The organism is Kitasatospora azatica KCTC 9699 (assembly GCF_000744785.1).
GTDB classification, from domain to species: domain Bacteria; phylum Actinomycetota; class Actinomycetes; order Streptomycetales; family Streptomycetaceae; genus Kitasatospora; species Kitasatospora azatica.
This window is the reverse complement of sequence record NZ_JQMO01000002.1, coordinates 1,652,001-1,666,872: the sequence shown is the minus strand read 5'-3', so window position 1 is coordinate 1,666,872 and position 14,872 is coordinate 1,652,001. Positions and strand designations below refer to the sequence as shown.

The following is a 14,872-nucleotide window of genomic DNA, read 5'->3' as shown; positions in this document are numbered from 1 at the left end:
GCATAACCGTGCACCGGCCGGGACCAGCGGACCCGCCGAAGCCGGGCGTTGGGAGGGCTCGCGCCCGTTGGTCAGGAGGTGCCGCGCCGGGTGTCCGTCCAGTCGCCCGAGGGGATCGGTGCCGGGTGCGCGAGCAGCTGGGCGGCGGCCGCGGGGCCGGCCAGGTAGACCCAGGCCACGACCGGTTCGGGGGTGCCCGGCACGGTGACGGACAGGCGGCGGCGGACGTAGAGGCCGGTGTCGTCCGGGCGGCAGTCCTCCAGCCGGTCCAGCGCGGCCAGTACCTGAGGAAAGGCGGCCGGGTGGATGGTGAGCAGCTCGCCGATCACCCGGGCGCCGGGGGAGGGGAGCGCGAAGGGGTAGCCGGGGCCCGCGTGCAGGGCGGTGTCGGGCAGCACGGCGGGGCGGATCAGCTCGCAGCGGCCGGCCAGGTAGCGGTCATGGTTGCGCAGGCCCGGGCGGAGCGTGCCGTAGACGAAGAGCGGCAGCGGCGCTGACACGGCGGGTGCCTCCTCTGCTGGGCGGCGGGCCTGGGGCGGCGGGCCTGGGACGGCGGGCTGGCGCTCGGAGGCCCGATGCGCTGTCATTGGCCGTCGACAGTACAGCACCAACCCTAGGAGATGCCCATGACGTCGGTCGGGACCCGACAGTCCGCCCCGCCGACCGCGCCGCGTAGCGCAGGGCGGATATCCGGCACCGTCTGGGCCGCGCTCGTCGTGGTCTACGTGGTCTGGGGCTCCACCTATCTGGGCATCCGGATCGTGGTGGAGAGCATGCCCGCGCTGCTCTCCGGCGCGGCCCGGTTCCTCTGCGCGGGGGCGCTGCTGCTCGCTGTACTGGGCTTCAGGCACGGGGCGGGCGCGCTGCGGGTGACCGGGCGTCAGCTCGGCTCGACAGCGGTGGTGGGCGTGCTGCTGCTGGTGGTGGGCAACGGGCTGCTGGTGATCGCGGAGGGCAGCATCCCGTCCGGACTGGCAGCCCTGCTGGTCGCGGCGGTGCCGCTCTGGGTGGTGCTGCTGCGGGCCGTCTTCGGGGAGCGGCCCGGCTGGGCGAGGCTGCTCGGCGTCCTGCTGGGCCTGGGCGGGCTCGCGGTGCTCTCGGTGCCGGGGATCAGCGGGACCGTCTCGCTCGGCGGCGTGCTGACCATCATGATCGCCTCGGTCAGCTGGGCGGTCGGCTCCTTCGCCTCCGCGCGGCTGCCGATGCCGGCCAACCCGCTGGTGGCCAGCGCCTACGAGATGCTGATCGGCGGCTTCGGCTGCCTGCTGGTGGCGCTGGCCCGGGGCGAGGAGCGCGGGCTGGACCTCGGGGCGATCACCACCCGGTCCTGGCTCGCGCTGGTCTACCTGGTGCTGGTCGGCTCGCTGGTGGGCTTCACGGCTTACGCCTGGCTGCTCCAGCGGGCCCCGCTCGGCCTGGTGGCCACCTATGCGTACGTCAACCCGGTGGTGGCGGTGTTCCTCGGCTGGCTGGTGCTGGGGGAGGGGCTCAGCCTCCCGGAGCTGCTCGGCGGGCTGATCGTGGTCGCGGCGGTCTGCGTGGTGGTGAGCACCGAGCGGCGTTCCCGGGCCTGACGACCTACGGTGGAGACGGGGCGAGCGATTGGAGTCCGTGATGCCTGGATCCGTCACCATCGGTCACATCGAGACCGCGGCCATGGTCGAGCACACCGACGCCGAGCGGCTGGCGGTGTTGCTGGACGAATTGGGTCACCTGCTGGCGATGGACGGCCCGAACCGGCTGACCGACGAGCAGGTCGCCGCACTCTGCGCGGGCCGCGCCCAGCAACGGTCCGAGCTGGCGCACTGGTGCCGCGGCCTGGCGGCGCAGCTGCACGAGAAGCACTGATCCGCCAGGAGCGTCTTCGCTACCCTTCATCCCGATCAACTCTCCCGTAGCCGATCAACTCTCCTGTAGATCAAGGTAGTTGCTGGCGGAAACGATGGACGGGCCGGTCGCGCTGTGCCACCCTCATCAGCTATGGGGGTAGTCACGCGGCCGGTCCGCCTCGTTTTCGTCCCGCTGCTGTGTCTCGCCGCGCTCGCCTGCAGCCGGGGCAGCGCGGGCTCGGTCGGCGGGAGTCCGGGCGCCGCGTCCGCCGTGGCGCCGGGTGCGCCGGACCCGGTGAAGAGTGCGGCGGCACCGGTGGCGCCGCTCAAGATCCCGGACATCGTCACCATCCTCGGCAGCCCCTTCGGTGACCACGATCCCGACACCGTGTGGCCCGATGTCCAGGAGCTCTTCAAGCAGGCCTGCGCTGCCGCCTACGGTACGAAGACGCTGTGCGTGCAGCTGAAGCGGTCGTACAGCGTGGCAGCCGACGAACACCATCCGAAGTGCGGGCTGGCCGGGACCCAGCCCGCTGTGGGCCGTACGGCGGCTCGCGGCTCGACGGTCCTGGTCCTCGGCTACGGCCCCTGCCCGGCGCAGTCCGGCCCGAACCCCGCCGACCCGAACCCTGGCAGCCCGGTCCCGGTCAGCCCGAGCGCCGTGGCGACCAGACCCGTCGGCTCCGTGCCACCGTCCTCGCCCGTCCACTCCACCTCGCCCGCCCACTCCGCCTCCCCGACCCACTCCGCCTCGCCCGCCACGCCGTGAGCACCGAGCCGCCGCCGGCCTCCGGACCTCGCCAACTCGCCCGCCTCATCGGTGCGATCGTGGCACCGACCAGTCTGATCACCGCGCTGCTCTACTACTTCGGCTGGCACCACGCCTACTGGTTCTTCGACTACTTCGGCGTCAACTCGACCGTGCTCGGGCTGAGTACGGTCGACTACCTGATCCGCAGCCTGGACGCCCTGTTCGTACCCATGACCGTGACGGCGGCTCTCGGGCTGCTGACCTTCTGGGGCCACGACCTGCTGCGGACCCGGCTCGCCGGGGCCCTGGGCCCGCGGATCCTGCGGGTCCTGCTGCCGGCCCTGGCGGGGCTCGGGCTGCTGCTCACCCTGGGCGGCCTGTGGAGCGTGTTCACCTCGACCTTCCTCAGCGACCACCTGGCGCTCGCGCCGCTGAGCCTGGCCCTCGGCGTGGCGCTGCTGGCCTACGGCGTCCAGCTGCGCCGGCGCAGCGGTTCGGGAGCCGCCCGGGCCCGGTCCGGCTGGGCCCCGGTCGCCGAATGGGCGGCGGTGTTCGCGCTGGTCGGTCTGAGCCTGTTCTGGGCTGCCAACGACTACGCGGCCGCAGTCGGCCGGGCTCGTGCCCAGGAGTTCGTAGCCGGCCTGTCCGGCTATCCGGCGGTCGTGCTGTACAGCGAGCACAGCCTCAGCCTCACCGCGCCGGGTGTCATGGAGACCCGCTGCCACGACGCGGACGCCGCCTACCGGTTCCGGTACGACGGCCTCAAACTGATGCTGCAGTCGGGCGACCAGTACGTCCTGCTGCCCGAGCACTGGCGGCCCGCCGATGGTGTGGCGATCGTGCTGCCGCGCAGCGGCTCGGTGCGCCTGGAGTTCACTCCGGCTGCCCGTGGCACCGGGGCAGCCGCCCCCAGCTGCTGAGCGCCGGCCCCGGCCGCCGAGCACCGACGCCAACCGGGCTTCCTGTCAGCCCCCTTGACAGTGATCGCCGGACCGTGAGTACATGCCAACCGTGCTCATACCCTCCCCCCGCCGCTCCCTGGCGCGTGCCCTCACGGCCCTCACCCTGGCCGTGGCCGCCGCGCTGACCGTTCCGACGAGCGCCGGCGCCGCCACCGCGGCAGCCGCACCCGGTCATGTGGAGACCAACTACGGCGACCCGGTCACCGCGCTGCCGCCGATCTCGCGGCCGGACACCCCGCACTGCACGGTCACGGCCATGCAGCACGACTTCGCCAACAGCTACGGCCAGCCCTTCACCGGCACCCTCACCCCGCCCACCGACTGCCCCGGGCCGTGGACCAAGGTGGTGCTCGACTGGTCCGGCAGCGTCGCGGGCCGCCAGTACGACCGGCTGGCGGGCGTCTGGATCGGCGGCGCCGAGGTACTGCGCACCAGCACCCCCGAGCCCGACCCGGCCGGCATCAGCTGGCACCTGGACCAGGACCTGAGCAGCTTCGTCCCGCTGCTGCGCACCCCGCAGCCGCTGGTGGTCGACCTCGGCAACATCGTCAACTCCACCTACACCGGCACCTATCACATGACCATGACGGTCACCTACTACCAGGCCGACCGCGCCCATCCGCCGGCCGCCACCGCCGACCAGGTGCTGCCGGTCTCCCAGTCCACCACCGGCCCGGGCTGGTGGACCCTGAGCAAGGGCCAGACCGCCAGCTCCACCCTGAGCTTCCCGCGCAACCTCACCGCCGCCCGGCTGCAGGTCTACGCCCGGGGCGGCGGCTGCGAGGAGTTCTGGTACGCCAACGTGCCCGACGACTTCGCGGCCGCGCACCCCGACTGGGGCCTGTGCGGCGGCGGCACCTACCGCGAGGTGCAGGTCCAGGTGGACGGCCGGCTCGCGGGCACCGTGCAGCCGTTCCCGGCTATCTACACCGGTGGGATCAGCCCGCTGATGTGGCGTCCGATCCCCAGCATCGACGCCTTCCGCACCCAGCCGTACGAGATCGACCTGACCCCGTTCGCGGGCACCCTGACCGACGGCCGCCCGCACACCGTCACGCTGGTCCCGCCGGCCGGGATCAGCGACGGCTGGACGCTGGACGGCAGCCTCTTCCTGGACACCGACCCGCTGCGCGCACAGACCAGCGGCGCCGTCACCACCGACGACATCACCGCCGCCCCGCAGATCAGCACCACCGAGACGGCTCAGCCGGACGGCAGTCAGCTGATCACGGGGAGCACCGGACGGGACTGGACGGTGGCCGGCTACGTCGACACCTCGCGCGGCCGGATCAGCACCCGGGTCGAGCACCACGGCGAGTACCGCAACACCGACACGCTGGCCGACCAGGGGCAGCGCCAGGTGACCAGCCAGCGCGACAGCGGCTGGACCGTGGTCAGCACCGACCGTGACGGCCACGGCCGGCCCGAGCAGCGGCGCAGCAGCTGGTCGTACCCGCTGGAGGTGACCAGCAGTTACATCCCGGGCGCCGCCGCCGACAGCTTCCTGGTGCGCGGTCAGGTCACGGTGGCCAGGCAGCTGGTGGACGAGACCCGGCACAGCGCCGGCCGCTGGCAGCAGCAGGCCCGCTCCGAGGACCGGCTGACCGCGCAGGGCGTGCTGGAGCGGCAGTCGGGCACCGTGGTGCAGGCCGACGGAAGTGCCACCGAGCACTACCTGGGCAGCACGCCGGAGGGCGGCTGTTATGAACACGAACTGGCCGCCGATCACGGCTACCTGACCGAGGATCGAGTGACGTCTTCGAAAGACGGACGCCATTGCGCGTAACACTCCTGTTAAACCTTCAGAAATTGTGCGCACCCGATATTCCCGGGCTGTCCTGACACAGCGTTATGTCCGCGTTAAGGCGGGCCTGAGAAGGTCCGTGCCCAGGGCAGTGGCGGTTCGTCAGTTCAAGATCGAACACATCGCGAGAAGGAGTGAGATCTCCGTCACATCCGCCTTCGCCCGGGTTTTCGGTTGACGTCCAGTGATGCATCTGTGACCTGCGAAAACTCGACGGGGCGGGAGTGGTGGCTGGACGATCAGCCAAGTCCGACGGTCGAGTTGATCTTGTTCTCCGGTGTGTTCTGCGCTTCACTCTTGCGGGTGTCAGCGGCGGAACGGGGTGCGGCCGTCTTTCCGAGAGTGCGATCAGGGCTGGGCACGGCCTTGGTACTTGAAGCCTGACGAGAATGAGAGCACCGTTGCGTAAGAGGATGGCGCGGGCGCTGAGGGTTCTGCCCGCCGCGGCCGCACTCAGTGGGCTCACCGGCTGCGGCACCGCCACCCACGGCGGCACCGAGCTCTGGACGGTCGGCGGGGCGGCCGCCGTGGTGCTGGTCGGCGGTACCGCGGTGGTGGTTCGGCGGATCACCGCCCGTCCGCTGGAGCGGGCCCGCGACCTGGCCGCCCGCAACCTCTCCCAACTGCTGGACGAACGGGCCGGTCTGCTGGAGGAGCGCAACCGGCTGGCCGCCGAGCGCGACGCGCACGGCGGCCGGGTGCAGGCGCTCACCGGCGAGAGACAGCAGCTGCTCCAGGAGTACGAGGAACTCCAGCGCCACCACCAGGAGCTGACCCGCCGGCTGACCGAGGCGGCCGCCGCCCAGGAGGCGAACGCCGAGCGGCAGGAGGAACTGCTGCGCGAGTGCGAGCTGCTGCTCGCCGAGCGCGACGCCCTGGTCAAGGAGCGCGACGAGCTGCAGGGCAGCGTGGACGCCACCTTCGTCAACCTGGCGATGCGCACCCTGACCCTGGTCGAGCGCCAACTGGTGCTGATCGAGGCGCTGGAAGGCCGCGAGGCCGACTCGGCCCAGCTGGAGAGCCTGTTCAGACTCGACCACCTGGCCACCCGGATGCGCCGCAACAGCGAGAACATGCTGCTGCTGGCCGGCCTGGAGAACAGCCAGCGCAGCCGCAAGACGGTGACCCTGCTGGACGTGGTGCGCGCCGCGGTCTCCGAGATCGAGCGCTACGAGCGCGTCAAACTCGGCTTCCTGGCCGCCGTCCGGCTCAGCGGCGCGGTCGCCGACGACACCAGCCACCTGCTCGCCGAGCTGCTGGAGAACGCCACCGCGTTCTCGCCGCCGCAGGAGCAGGTCGAGGTCGGCGGCTGGCTGCTGGACAACGGCGAAGTGATGCTCTCGGTCAGCGACCGGGGGATCGGCCTGCCCGCCGAGCGACTGCGGGCCCTCAACGACCAGCTCTCCGAGCCCACCCCGAGCGACCCCGCCGAGCGGCGCGACGCCCTGCTGGCCGGCGCGCTGACCGGGCGCAGCATGGGCCTGTTCGTGGTGGCGCGACTGGCCGCCCGGCACGGCATCCGGGTGCAGCTGCGCGAGAACGGGCAGGGCGGCGGTGTCACCGCGATGGTGGTGCTGCCGCGCGAGGCCCTGCATCAGGACGGGCTCGGCACGGCGGACCTGGACGACCAGCGGCGTGCCGAGCGCAGCGCGGCCGCCGGGGCCGAGCAGGTCCGGGTGGCGGCGGAGGCCGCGGCCGCTCCGCTGCTGACTCCGGCGCCGATGGTGGCGGCGGTGGTGGCGCCGCAGCGCGGGCCGGTGCCGGGGGACGGGACGGGTGCGGCGGGCGCTGCCGCCGAATTGCCCACCCTGCCGCGCCGGCGGCCGGCGCATGCGGCTCCCGAGAGCGTCGCGGAGGACCTCGCGCCCGAGGCGCCTGCTGCCGCCTCCCCCGCTGCTCCTGCTCCCGTCGCTCTCGATGCCGCCGCTCCCGTGGCCGAGCACGAGCGCGCGGACGCCCTCGACAGTCCGATCCGAGAGCTGACGATCAGTCAGAATCAATCCCCCACTGGTGCGGTGACCGCACTTGGCCTGCCCAGGCGGGTGCCCAGCGGCAACGGACTGCCGGGCACCGGCGAGGCCCCGACCTCCGGCCTGCGCCGGGTCTCGGCCGAGCCCGTCCCCGAGCCGGGCCGCGAGCCCGCCACACCCGACAACCCGCCCAGCGCCACACCGACCCGCTCCCGTACCTCCGCCGAGGAGCTGCGCCGCCGACTCGGCGGTTTCCAGAGCGGGTTGCGCCAAGCGGCCCGTGAGACCGCCGCCGAGGGAGCCGAGGGACAGGACCGATGACCGACGACTACCACCTCGCCCCCGCGAGCACGAGCAGCCCCGCTCCCGCCGTCAGCCAGGCCGCGATGAACGTCCGCTGGCTGCTCGCCGACTTCCTCGGCACGGTCACGGCAGTGACCGAGGCCGTGGTGGTCTCCTCCGACGGGCTGCTGCTCGCCGACTCCCAACAGGGCCGCAAGGCCGACCAACTCTCCGCGATCGTTTCGGCGTTGACCAGCCTGGCCGGTGGTATGGCGCGGGCTGTCGAGTACGGCGGGGTGAAGCAGACCGTGGTGACCATGGACGAGGGCCACCTGGTGGTGATGGCCATCAGTGACGGCTCCTGTCTCGGGGTCTACGCCTCGCTGCACTGCGATCTGGGTGTGCTGGCCTATCAGATGGCGCGGCTCGTCGAGCGCGCCGGTCATGCGCTGACACCGCAGGTGCGCAGCGAGCTCCACCGGGCGATGGCCGTCCGATGAGCGAAAATGGGGAGGCAGGGAGCATGTCCGGCACCGCCGGTACCAGTGTCAGTGCGGCCGCGGGCGGGTTGGGGCTCGGTCTGCGGACCGACACCGTCCGTGCCGGGCAAGGGCGTTCGTCCCGGGTCCGGCCGTACGCGATCACCCGTGGCCGGACCAGGTTCGGGCGGGTGCTGCTGGTCGAGACCCTGGTGTCGGCGCTCAACCGCCCGGCCGACCCGGCCGACCGCAGCCTGCCCGAGCTGGCCGCGATCTGCGATGTGACGCGGGGTCAGATGCGCTCGATCGCGGAGATCTCGGCGCTGCTGCGGATCCCGCTCGGCGTGGTCAAGGTGCTGGTCAGCGACCTGGCCGACCAGGGCCGGGTGCGGGTGCACGGGGTCGACTCGGCCGAACTGCCGGACGGCTCCGACGAGGTCCCCGGCGCGAACAGGCGGGTGCTGCTGGAGAGGGTGCTGGGTGGACTTCGCAAGCTCTGACGGTGCCGCTGTCCCCGGGGTGCCGCTGGTGGCAGGCCGTGCGACCTCCACCAAGATCGTGGTGGCGGGCGGCTTCGGCGTCGGCAAGACCACGTTCGTCCGCTCGGTCTCCGAGATCCCGCCGTTGACCACCGAGGCGGTGATGACCGAGGCCGGCGTCGGGGTGGACGACACCGCCGCCGTCCCGGGCAAGACCTCCACCACGGTGGCGATGGACTTCGGTCGGATCAGCCTCGAATCGGACCTGGTGCTCTACCTGTTCGGCACTCCTGGCCAGGGCCGGTTCTGGTTCATGTGGGACGACCTGGTGCGTGGCGCGGTCGGTGCGGTGGTCCTCGCCGACACCCGCCGACTGGCCGACTCCTTCCCGGCGTTGGACTACTTCGAGGGCAGCGGCCTGCCCTTCGTGGTGGCGGTCAACCAGTTCGACGGCGCCCCGGCCTACTCGCCCGAGGCGGTGCGCGACTCGCTCGCCGTGCCGGCCCGGGTGCCGGTGCTGATCTGCGACGCCCGGCAACGCGTCTCCACCGTCGAGGTGTTGACCGCCCTGGTGGTGCACGCGCTCGCCGAGGAGCCGGCCACCGTCTGACGAGAAGTCAGCGCCATAGGCCTGTCGGTCCGACCGGCCCGCAAGCAGGACGTTTCCCCACCCTCTCCCAGCACACCTAGCAAGAAGGCAGACAGCGATGCGCAAGATACTGATCGTCGGAGCCGGGCAGGCCGGACTCCAGCTCGCGCTGGGGCTCCAGGCCAACGGTTACGACGTCACGGTGATGACCAACCGCACCGCCGACGAGGTGCGCGACGGCCGGGTCCTCTCCACCCAGTGCATGTTCGACACCTCGCTGGGTCTCGAGCGCGATCTCGGCCTCAACTTCTGGGAGGAGGCCGCGCCGAGAGTCGAGGGCATCGGCGTCTCGGTGGCCGCGCCCGAGTCGGTGGGGGTCCCCCCGGCCGGAGGCTGGGGGAGGGTGATCGACTGGGTCGGCCGGCTCGACGGCTACGCCCAGTCGGTCGACCAGCGGATCAAGATGGCCGGCTGGCTGGAGGCCTTCGAACAGCGCGGCGGCCAGGTCGTGGTGCACGGGGTTGCGGTCTCCGACCTCGACTACTTCGCCCGCAGCTACGACCTGATCCTGGTCGCCGCCGGCAAGGGCGAGCTGGTCTCGATGTTCGGCCGCGACGCCGCCCGCTCGCCCTACGAGGCGCCGCAGCGTGCGCTCGCCGTCGCCTATGTGCACGGTCTCGGCCCGCGCCCCGAGCACGACTTCAAGGCGGTCCGCTGCAACCTGGTCCCGGGCGTCGGCGAGCTGTTCATGATCCCCGCGCTGACCGCCACCGGCGGCTGCGACATCATCTTCTGGGAGGGCATCCCCGGCGGCCCGCTGGACGTCTTCGGCGACGTCAAGGACCCGGCCGAGCACCTGCGGCTCACCCTGGACCTGATGAAGACCTTCACCCCCTGGGAGTACGACCGCACCCTGGGCGGTGTCGAACTCACCGATGCCGGGGCGACCCTGGCCGGCCGCTACGCCCCCGTGGTGCGCAACCCGATCGGCGAGCTGCCGAGCGGCGGGCTGGTGCTGGGCGTCGCCGACGTGGTGGTCGCCAACGACCCGATCACCGGCCAGGGTTCCAACAACGCCGCCAAGTGCGCCGCCGTCTACCTGGACGCCATCCTCGCGCACGGCGACAAGCCCTTCGACCGCGACTTCATGCAGGGCGCCTTCGACCGCTACTGGGAGGACGCCCAGCACGTCACCAAGTGGACCAACGCGATGCTCGCCCCGCCGCCGGAGCACGTCCTCAACCTGATCGGCGCGGCCGGCCAACTCCCCCCGGTCGCCCACCGGTTCGCCAACGGCTTCAACAACCCGGCGGACTTCGAGGAGTGGTTCTACGAGCCGGAGAAGGCCGGCGCGTACCTGGGCTCGCTGACCGGCTGAGCGGTTGCCGGCTGACCGGCTGACCGGCTGACCGGTTGCCGGCCGGCGCTGCTGTCGGCTCCCTCGTGACCGGACAGGTCCTGGAGGGAGCCGGCGGCGTCTCAGCTGAAGCGCGAGCTGCGCACCGGCCCCGAGGAGCGGACCCGTTCGCGCGGGCCGGTGAGCCAACCGGCGGCAGCGCGCGCGGCGAAGGCGGCCAGCGCCTTGTCCGGGTCCGGCGGGGTGTTGCCGTCGCCCTGGTCCGGGGTCGGGTCGGCCGCCAGGATCGCCTCGGCCAGCTCCTCGGCGGAGCGCTCGTCCGGCTCCTGCTCCACGGGCTTGCCGTCGGCGCCGATCTGCAGCCCCGGCTCCCAGGGCGCGATCACGGTCTGCACCAGCAGCGTGCAGACATCGGCGGTCACCGCCGGTGCGTCCGTCCAGCAGCTCGCGTGCTCGTAGAGCACCTCGCCGCTCGCCCGGGTGTGCAGGCCGCCCAGCAGTTCCGGGTCGCACTCGTTCAGGTCGTAGGCCACCACCAGGGTGTCCGGGGTCCCCGGTTCGTAGGGCGCGGCCGGCAGCCCGAGCAGCTGCGCCGCCGCCAGTCCGAGGGCGCGGCTGCCCCGGTCCGGCAGCAGGGCGACCGAGGCGGGCTTGCGTCCGGTGGCGTCCAGCACCAGTCGCAGTCGCTCCAGGCCGCGCAGGCAGGCGCCGAAGTCGTCCTGCAGGAAGGCCCAGCGTCCGGTCATGCCTTGGGTGAAGCCGTGCGGGGAGAGGGTGGTGAGCAGCCCGCCGGTCAGCGCATGGTGCCAGCCGCGCAGGTCCTGGTCGTCGACCGGCGGCACGGCCGCAGCCCGGGCCAGCATCCGGCCGACCCGCTCGCCGGGCTGCACCCAGACCCCCTCCGGGGCCGAGAGCGCATCGAACGTCCGCTGTGCCACTTCGACTTGGCCACTCATCAGGGCGTTGTAGACCACCAGGTAGCGGTCCGGCCAGTCGGTCAGCAGGGAGTCGTGCTCCAGCAGCAGCGCGAGCGCCTCGGTGTGCCGCTCGCCGCGCTCCAGTGAGGTCACCAGCTCCAGCAGCACCCCGCGAGGGTCGACCGTGCTCTTGGTCTTGCGCCCGAACAGGCCGGTGCGCTGCGGGGCCAGGCTGCTCCGCAGTGCCTCGCGCAGCGCGGGGACGGCCAGCGCGGGGACCCCGCGCTCCACGCAGGCGTAGCCGAACTGGTAGAGCCGGTCGGCCTCCTGCGGCTTGGCCGCGAGCGCTGCCGAGGCCTCGGCCAGGTCGGCGAACCCCGCCCCCTGGGCCAGCTTCGCCACCAGCGGCGCGATCTCGGCAGACGACAGCTCGTCCGCGGCCAGGCGCAGCGTCCGCATCGCGCCCTGCGCGTCGCCTGCCGCGAAGAGCTCCCAGGCCTTGGACAGTTCGGTGGTCATGGATCTCCTGCTCGGCGGGTCGTGGATGCCGCCGAATCATGACCGGCCGACCGGGTCGGCGGCAAACGGATAACCGACCGGACCGCGGCGGGGCCCGGCTTGACAGGCCCTGACTGGCCTGGCTGGCCCGGGCGGCCTGGCCGACCCGACCGGCCGGTCGATCTTGGAATCCGCTACAGTCATCGGCACCCCGCCGGACCGGCTCCTCGACGGGCTCGCCGGCCACGACTTCACCGCCCGCGAGATCGCCGCCCGGCACGCGCTCGGCCTGTCCGAACACGACCCCGCCGCCCCGCGGCCGGCGCGGGCAACCCGCCCCAATCGGTCTGAGGAGGCCGCGATGACCCGGTTCACCGTACGGCGGCGCTGGTCGGGCGACCTCGCCGGCTGCGAACGCGCCCTCGCCGCGGTACACCGCGCGGACGGCTACCCGGTCGTGTGGCCCGAGCACCCCACCGACTGGCTGGCCGATTCCGACCAGTTGGCGGCCTGGGTGGCCGTCGCGCCGGACGGCACGGTGGTCGGCCACGCGGCGCTGAGCAGCGGGAGCGGTTCCTCCGCCGGCGCGGCCTGGGCCCGGCGCAGCGGGGGAGCGGCCGAGGAGACCGGCGCGGTGAGCCGGCTCTTCGTCGACCCGGGCGCCCGGGGCCACCGGCTCGGCGCCCGACTGCTCGACAGTGTGGTCCAGCAGGCCCGTTCCTGGCTGCTGTTGCCGGTCCTGGACGTGGTGACGGCCAACACGGCGGCGGTCCGGCTCTACCAGCAGCAGGGCTGGGAACGGCTACTGACGGAGGATCAGCACTGGTCCAACGGAATGACCGTGGCCGTGCACTGCTTCGCGCTCACCGCTGCGGACGACGGGCGATGATGTCGAAGAGGTGCCAGTGCTTGGGGCCGCCGAAGGAGTCGCCGTCCGCGTCCTCCTCGTCCAGCCGGACCACCTCCAGGCCGGCCAGCGACTCCTCGACCTGAGTCCGGGTCAGGAAGGTGCCCGAGCTGCTGCCGGCGTAGGAGTCGTGCTCCCCGAAGAGGTTCACCGCCAGCCAGCCGCCGGGTCGCAGCGCCCGTCGGACCAGCGCCCACACCCGGTCGAAGTCCGCCGCGGCGCAGTACGGCAAGGAGTAGCCCGCGTACACCAGGTGCGCGTGCGGCAGTGCACGCAGCAGGCCGAAGGGCACGCTCTGCACGGTCAGCCGCGGATGGTCGGCCGCCCGGGTGTGGGCGAGCACCTTGGCCTCGGTGTCCGGGTGCATGTCCACCGCGTGGGTCCGGTAGCCGGCCCGCAGCAGCGCGTCGGTCTCCCGGCCCAGGCCGCAACCGAGGTCGATCGCGGTCCGCCCTTCGCCGGGCCCGGCCAGGGCGAGCACCTCACGGCACAGCGGTCGGACCTCGCGGGTGCGCTGGGCGTCGTTGTAGTCGGTCCAGTGGGCGCGGGCGTAGGGCGTCATCGCTCGACGCTACCGCCGGTACAAGCGGCTTGGTAGCGTCCCGGCATGACTGATGATCGGATTCCGGCGACGCCGGGGGATGTCACCGAGGCGGTGCGCTGCCTGCTGGCGGGGCTGGGGCCGGCGATGGCGGCGGACTGGTCGGTGCCGGCGCGGGAGTTGGAGTGGAGCTGCTGGGAGACGCTGGAGCACGTCGCCGACGCGCTGCTCGCCTATGCGCTCCAACTCGGCCCCGAACCGGCGCCGCTGGACCACTACGTGCCACTGCGCTGGTCGCGGGACCGGCCGGGCGCACCCGGCGGGGTGGTCCTCGTCGACCGGGCGGCCGGCCCGACCGGGCTGCTGGAGGCGGTGGCTGCCTCCGGTGGGTTGCTGGCGGCCGTGGTCGCGGCCCGCAGCCCCGAGGTGCGGGCGCTGCACGGCTACGGGGTGACGGACCCGGAAGGCTTCGCGGCGATGGGCGTGGTGGAGACCCTGGTGCACGGCTACGACGTGGCGGGCGGGCTGGGCCTGGAGCTCAAGGCGCCGGCCGGGCTCTGCACCCGAGCGCTGACCCGCCTCTTTCCCTCGGTCCCCGCAGGCCCCGACCCGTGGGCAGCACTGCTGTGGGCCACCGGGCGGATCGAGCTTGCGGAACGCGGGACGGGACGGCGCCTCTTCAAGACCTGGCACAGCGCGCCGCTACCGGAGGAGGGCGCCTAGGGCCGGACCTGGCGCAGCCCACGCGCCGACCGGGCCGAGGCGGCCGCTACAGTCTGAGCCCGCAAGAGGCGCACGAATGCGCGTGGAGAGGGTGGGGATTGTGGTGCAGGCCCAGACGGTGCAGCCGAACGACGTGATCGGGGCACCGGCACCCGCGTCCGCCTCTGTCCACTACCCGCCCTCCGGCACCAACCGGTTCGCCCGCTGGGCGCGCCTGTCCGGGCTGCTCGGGCTCGCGCCGGTGGCCCTGGTCCTCGGTGTCATCGGGCTGGTCCAGGTGCGGCGCACCGGACAGCGGGGCAAGGGCGCGGCGGTCCTGGGCCTGGTGGCCGCGCTGCTCTGGACCGGGATCTGGGCCAACCTGGCAACCGCGTTCACCCCGCACGTCCAGCGCGGCAGCAACGGCGGAGTCGCGGTGGCCCAGGCGGACAGCGTCCTCGATCTGCACGTCGGCGACTGCTTCCGGGACACCTCGCACGGCTCCGAGGACGGCCTCGACGCGGTGATCCTGGTCCCGTGCGACCACACCTACGACGGCAAGGTGTACGCCACCCCGGTGCTCGGCTACCAGAAGGACCTCACCTCGGAGATGGCCGCGAAGGCGGCCTGCCGCAGCGCCCTGCCCGCCGACACCCCGTCCGGCGCGGCGGCCGGCTTCCTCTACCCCAACGAACTGCTGTACGAGAAGGGCACCAGTCGGGCGAGCTGCTACACGAGGCCGTGAACTTGGCTGTCGGTACGCCCTCCTCGCCCGGCCGGTCGGAGCCGGAGTACCGCCCCGATG

Annotated in this window: 16 protein-coding genes; 13 read left to right on the top strand and 3 right to left on the bottom strand. The window is 72.8% G+C overall.

Annotation, left to right across the window (positions count from 1 at the left end):
- Nucleotides 1-71 precede the first annotated feature (71 nt).
- Nucleotides 72-500: a gamma-glutamylcyclotransferase family protein gene (locus tag BR98_RS07835; protein WP_035841354.1), complete on the bottom strand. Its 429-nt coding sequence runs from the start codon at nt 498-500 to the stop codon at nt 72-74.
- Nucleotides 501-626: 126 nt separating this feature from the next.
- On the opposite strand from BR98_RS07835, the gene BR98_RS07830 reads away from it, so the two are divergent.
- The 10 genes from BR98_RS07830 to BR98_RS07785 all read left to right on the top strand — a co-directional run bounded on the left by BR98_RS07830 (nt 627) and on the right by BR98_RS07785 (nt 10,523).
- Nucleotides 627-1,574 (top strand): EamA family transporter, encoded by a 948-nt coding sequence (locus BR98_RS07830; protein WP_051969422.1) that lies wholly within the window; start codon nt 627-629, stop codon nt 1,572-1,574.
- Nucleotides 1,575-1,614: 40 nt separating this feature from the next.
- Nucleotides 1,615-1,848: a hypothetical protein gene (locus BR98_RS07825; protein WP_035841351.1), complete on the top strand. Its 234-nt coding sequence runs from the start codon at nt 1,615-1,617 to the stop codon at nt 1,846-1,848.
- Nucleotides 1,849-1,980: 132 nt separating this feature from the next.
- Entirely contained in the window at nt 1,981-2,598 is a 618-nt protein-coding gene (locus tag BR98_RS07820) for a hypothetical protein (RefSeq protein WP_035841350.1), read from the top strand.
- 59 nt (nt 2,599-2,657) lie between these two features.
- A complete protein-coding gene (locus BR98_RS07815) occupies nt 2,658-3,500 on the top strand; it encodes a hypothetical protein (RefSeq protein WP_157537472.1) in 843 nt (280 codons plus the stop codon).
- Between the two features lie 82 nt (nt 3,501-3,582).
- Nucleotides 3,583-5,328, top strand: a complete 1,746-nt coding sequence (locus BR98_RS07810) for a peptide-N4-asparagine amidase (protein ID WP_051969421.1) — start codon at nt 3,583-3,585, stop codon at nt 5,326-5,328.
- 419 nt (nt 5,329-5,747) lie between these two features.
- Nucleotides 5,748-7,637 (top strand): ATP-binding protein, encoded by a 1,890-nt coding sequence (locus BR98_RS07805; RefSeq protein WP_157537470.1) that lies wholly within the window; start codon nt 5,748-5,750, stop codon nt 7,635-7,637.
- Entirely contained in the window at nt 7,634-8,098 is a 465-nt protein-coding gene (locus BR98_RS07800) for a roadblock/LC7 domain-containing protein (RefSeq protein WP_063774721.1), read from the top strand. Before BR98_RS07805 ends, BR98_RS07800 begins: the two co-directional genes overlap by 4 nt.
- 23 nt (nt 8,099-8,121) lie before the next feature.
- Nucleotides 8,122-8,577: a DUF742 domain-containing protein gene (locus BR98_RS07795; protein ID WP_083976120.1), complete on the top strand. Its 456-nt coding sequence runs from the start codon at nt 8,122-8,124 to the stop codon at nt 8,575-8,577.
- 19 nt (nt 8,578-8,596) lie between these two features.
- Nucleotides 8,597-9,166 carry a GTP-binding protein gene (locus BR98_RS07790; protein ID WP_232247351.1) on the top strand — a complete coding sequence of 190 codons (570 nt, stop codon included), beginning with the start codon at nt 8,597-8,599 and terminating at the stop codon, nt 9,164-9,166.
- A gap of 97 nt (nt 9,167-9,263) precedes the next feature.
- Nucleotides 9,264-10,523, top strand: coding sequence for a styrene monooxygenase/indole monooxygenase family protein (locus BR98_RS07785; protein ID WP_035841346.1), 1,260 nt, complete (start codon nt 9,264-9,266; stop codon nt 10,521-10,523).
- A gap of 101 nt (nt 10,524-10,624) precedes the next feature.
- Here the strand turns inward: BR98_RS07785 and BR98_RS07780 are convergent, their stop codons facing one another.
- A complete protein-coding gene (locus tag BR98_RS07780) occupies nt 10,625-11,938 on the bottom strand; it encodes a hypothetical protein (protein ID WP_051969419.1) in 1,314 nt (437 codons plus the stop codon).
- A gap of 163 nt (nt 11,939-12,101) precedes the next feature.
- On the opposite strand from BR98_RS07780, the gene BR98_RS07775 reads away from it, so the two are divergent.
- Complete coding sequence (locus BR98_RS07775; RefSeq protein ID WP_232247275.1) at nt 12,102-12,806, top strand: GNAT family N-acetyltransferase; 705 nt, start codon at nt 12,102-12,104, stop codon at nt 12,804-12,806.
- Here the strand turns inward: BR98_RS07775 and BR98_RS07770 are convergent.
- Entirely contained in the window at nt 12,781-13,386 is a 606-nt protein-coding gene (locus BR98_RS07770; protein ID WP_035841343.1) for a class I SAM-dependent methyltransferase, read from the bottom strand. The two genes, BR98_RS07775 and BR98_RS07770, sit on opposite strands and share 26 nt — an antisense overlap.
- Nucleotides 13,387-13,431: 45 nt before the next feature.
- Between BR98_RS07770 and BR98_RS07765 the strand changes: the two genes are divergently transcribed.
- Nucleotides 13,432-14,088: a maleylpyruvate isomerase N-terminal domain-containing protein gene (locus tag BR98_RS07765; protein WP_157537468.1), complete on the top strand. Its 657-nt coding sequence runs from the start codon at nt 13,432-13,434 to the stop codon at nt 14,086-14,088.
- A 100-nt stretch (nt 14,089-14,188) separates the two neighbouring features.
- Nucleotides 14,189-14,812 (top strand): DUF4190 domain-containing protein, encoded by a 624-nt coding sequence (locus tag BR98_RS07760; protein WP_035841341.1) that lies wholly within the window; start codon nt 14,189-14,191, stop codon nt 14,810-14,812.
- Nucleotides 14,813-14,872: the final 60 nt, after the last annotated feature.

Excerpts from the sequence above, each read along its gene's own strand:
- BR98_RS07770 (WP_035841343.1), bottom strand. The coding sequence starts at position 13,386 with ATGACGCCCTACGCCCGCGCCCACTGGACCGACTACAACGACGCCCAG.
- BR98_RS07765 (WP_157537468.1), top strand. The coding sequence starts at position 13,432 with ATGACTGATGATCGGATTCCGGCGACGCCGGGGGATGTCACCGAGGCG.
- BR98_RS07800 (WP_063774721.1), top strand. The coding sequence starts at position 7,634 with ATGACCGACGACTACCACCTCGCCCCCGCGAGCACGAGCAGCCCCGCT.
- BR98_RS07810 (WP_051969421.1), top strand. The coding sequence starts at position 3,583 with ATGCCAACCGTGCTCATACCCTCCCCCCGCCGCTCCCTGGCGCGTGCC.
- BR98_RS07820 (WP_035841350.1), top strand. The coding sequence starts at position 1,981 with ATGGGGGTAGTCACGCGGCCGGTCCGCCTCGTTTTCGTCCCGCTGCTG.
- BR98_RS07780 (WP_051969419.1), bottom strand. The coding sequence starts at position 11,938 with ATGACCACCGAACTGTCCAAGGCCTGGGAGCTCTTCGCGGCAGGCGAC.
- BR98_RS07785 (WP_035841346.1), top strand. The coding sequence starts at position 9,264 with ATGCGCAAGATACTGATCGTCGGAGCCGGGCAGGCCGGACTCCAGCTC.
- BR98_RS07795 (WP_083976120.1), top strand. The coding sequence starts at position 8,122 with ATGTCCGGCACCGCCGGTACCAGTGTCAGTGCGGCCGCGGGCGGGTTG.
- BR98_RS07830 (WP_051969422.1), top strand. The coding sequence starts at position 627 with ATGACGTCGGTCGGGACCCGACAGTCCGCCCCGCCGACCGCGCCGCGT.
- BR98_RS07825 (WP_035841351.1), top strand. The coding sequence starts at position 1,615 with ATGCCTGGATCCGTCACCATCGGTCACATCGAGACCGCGGCCATGGTC.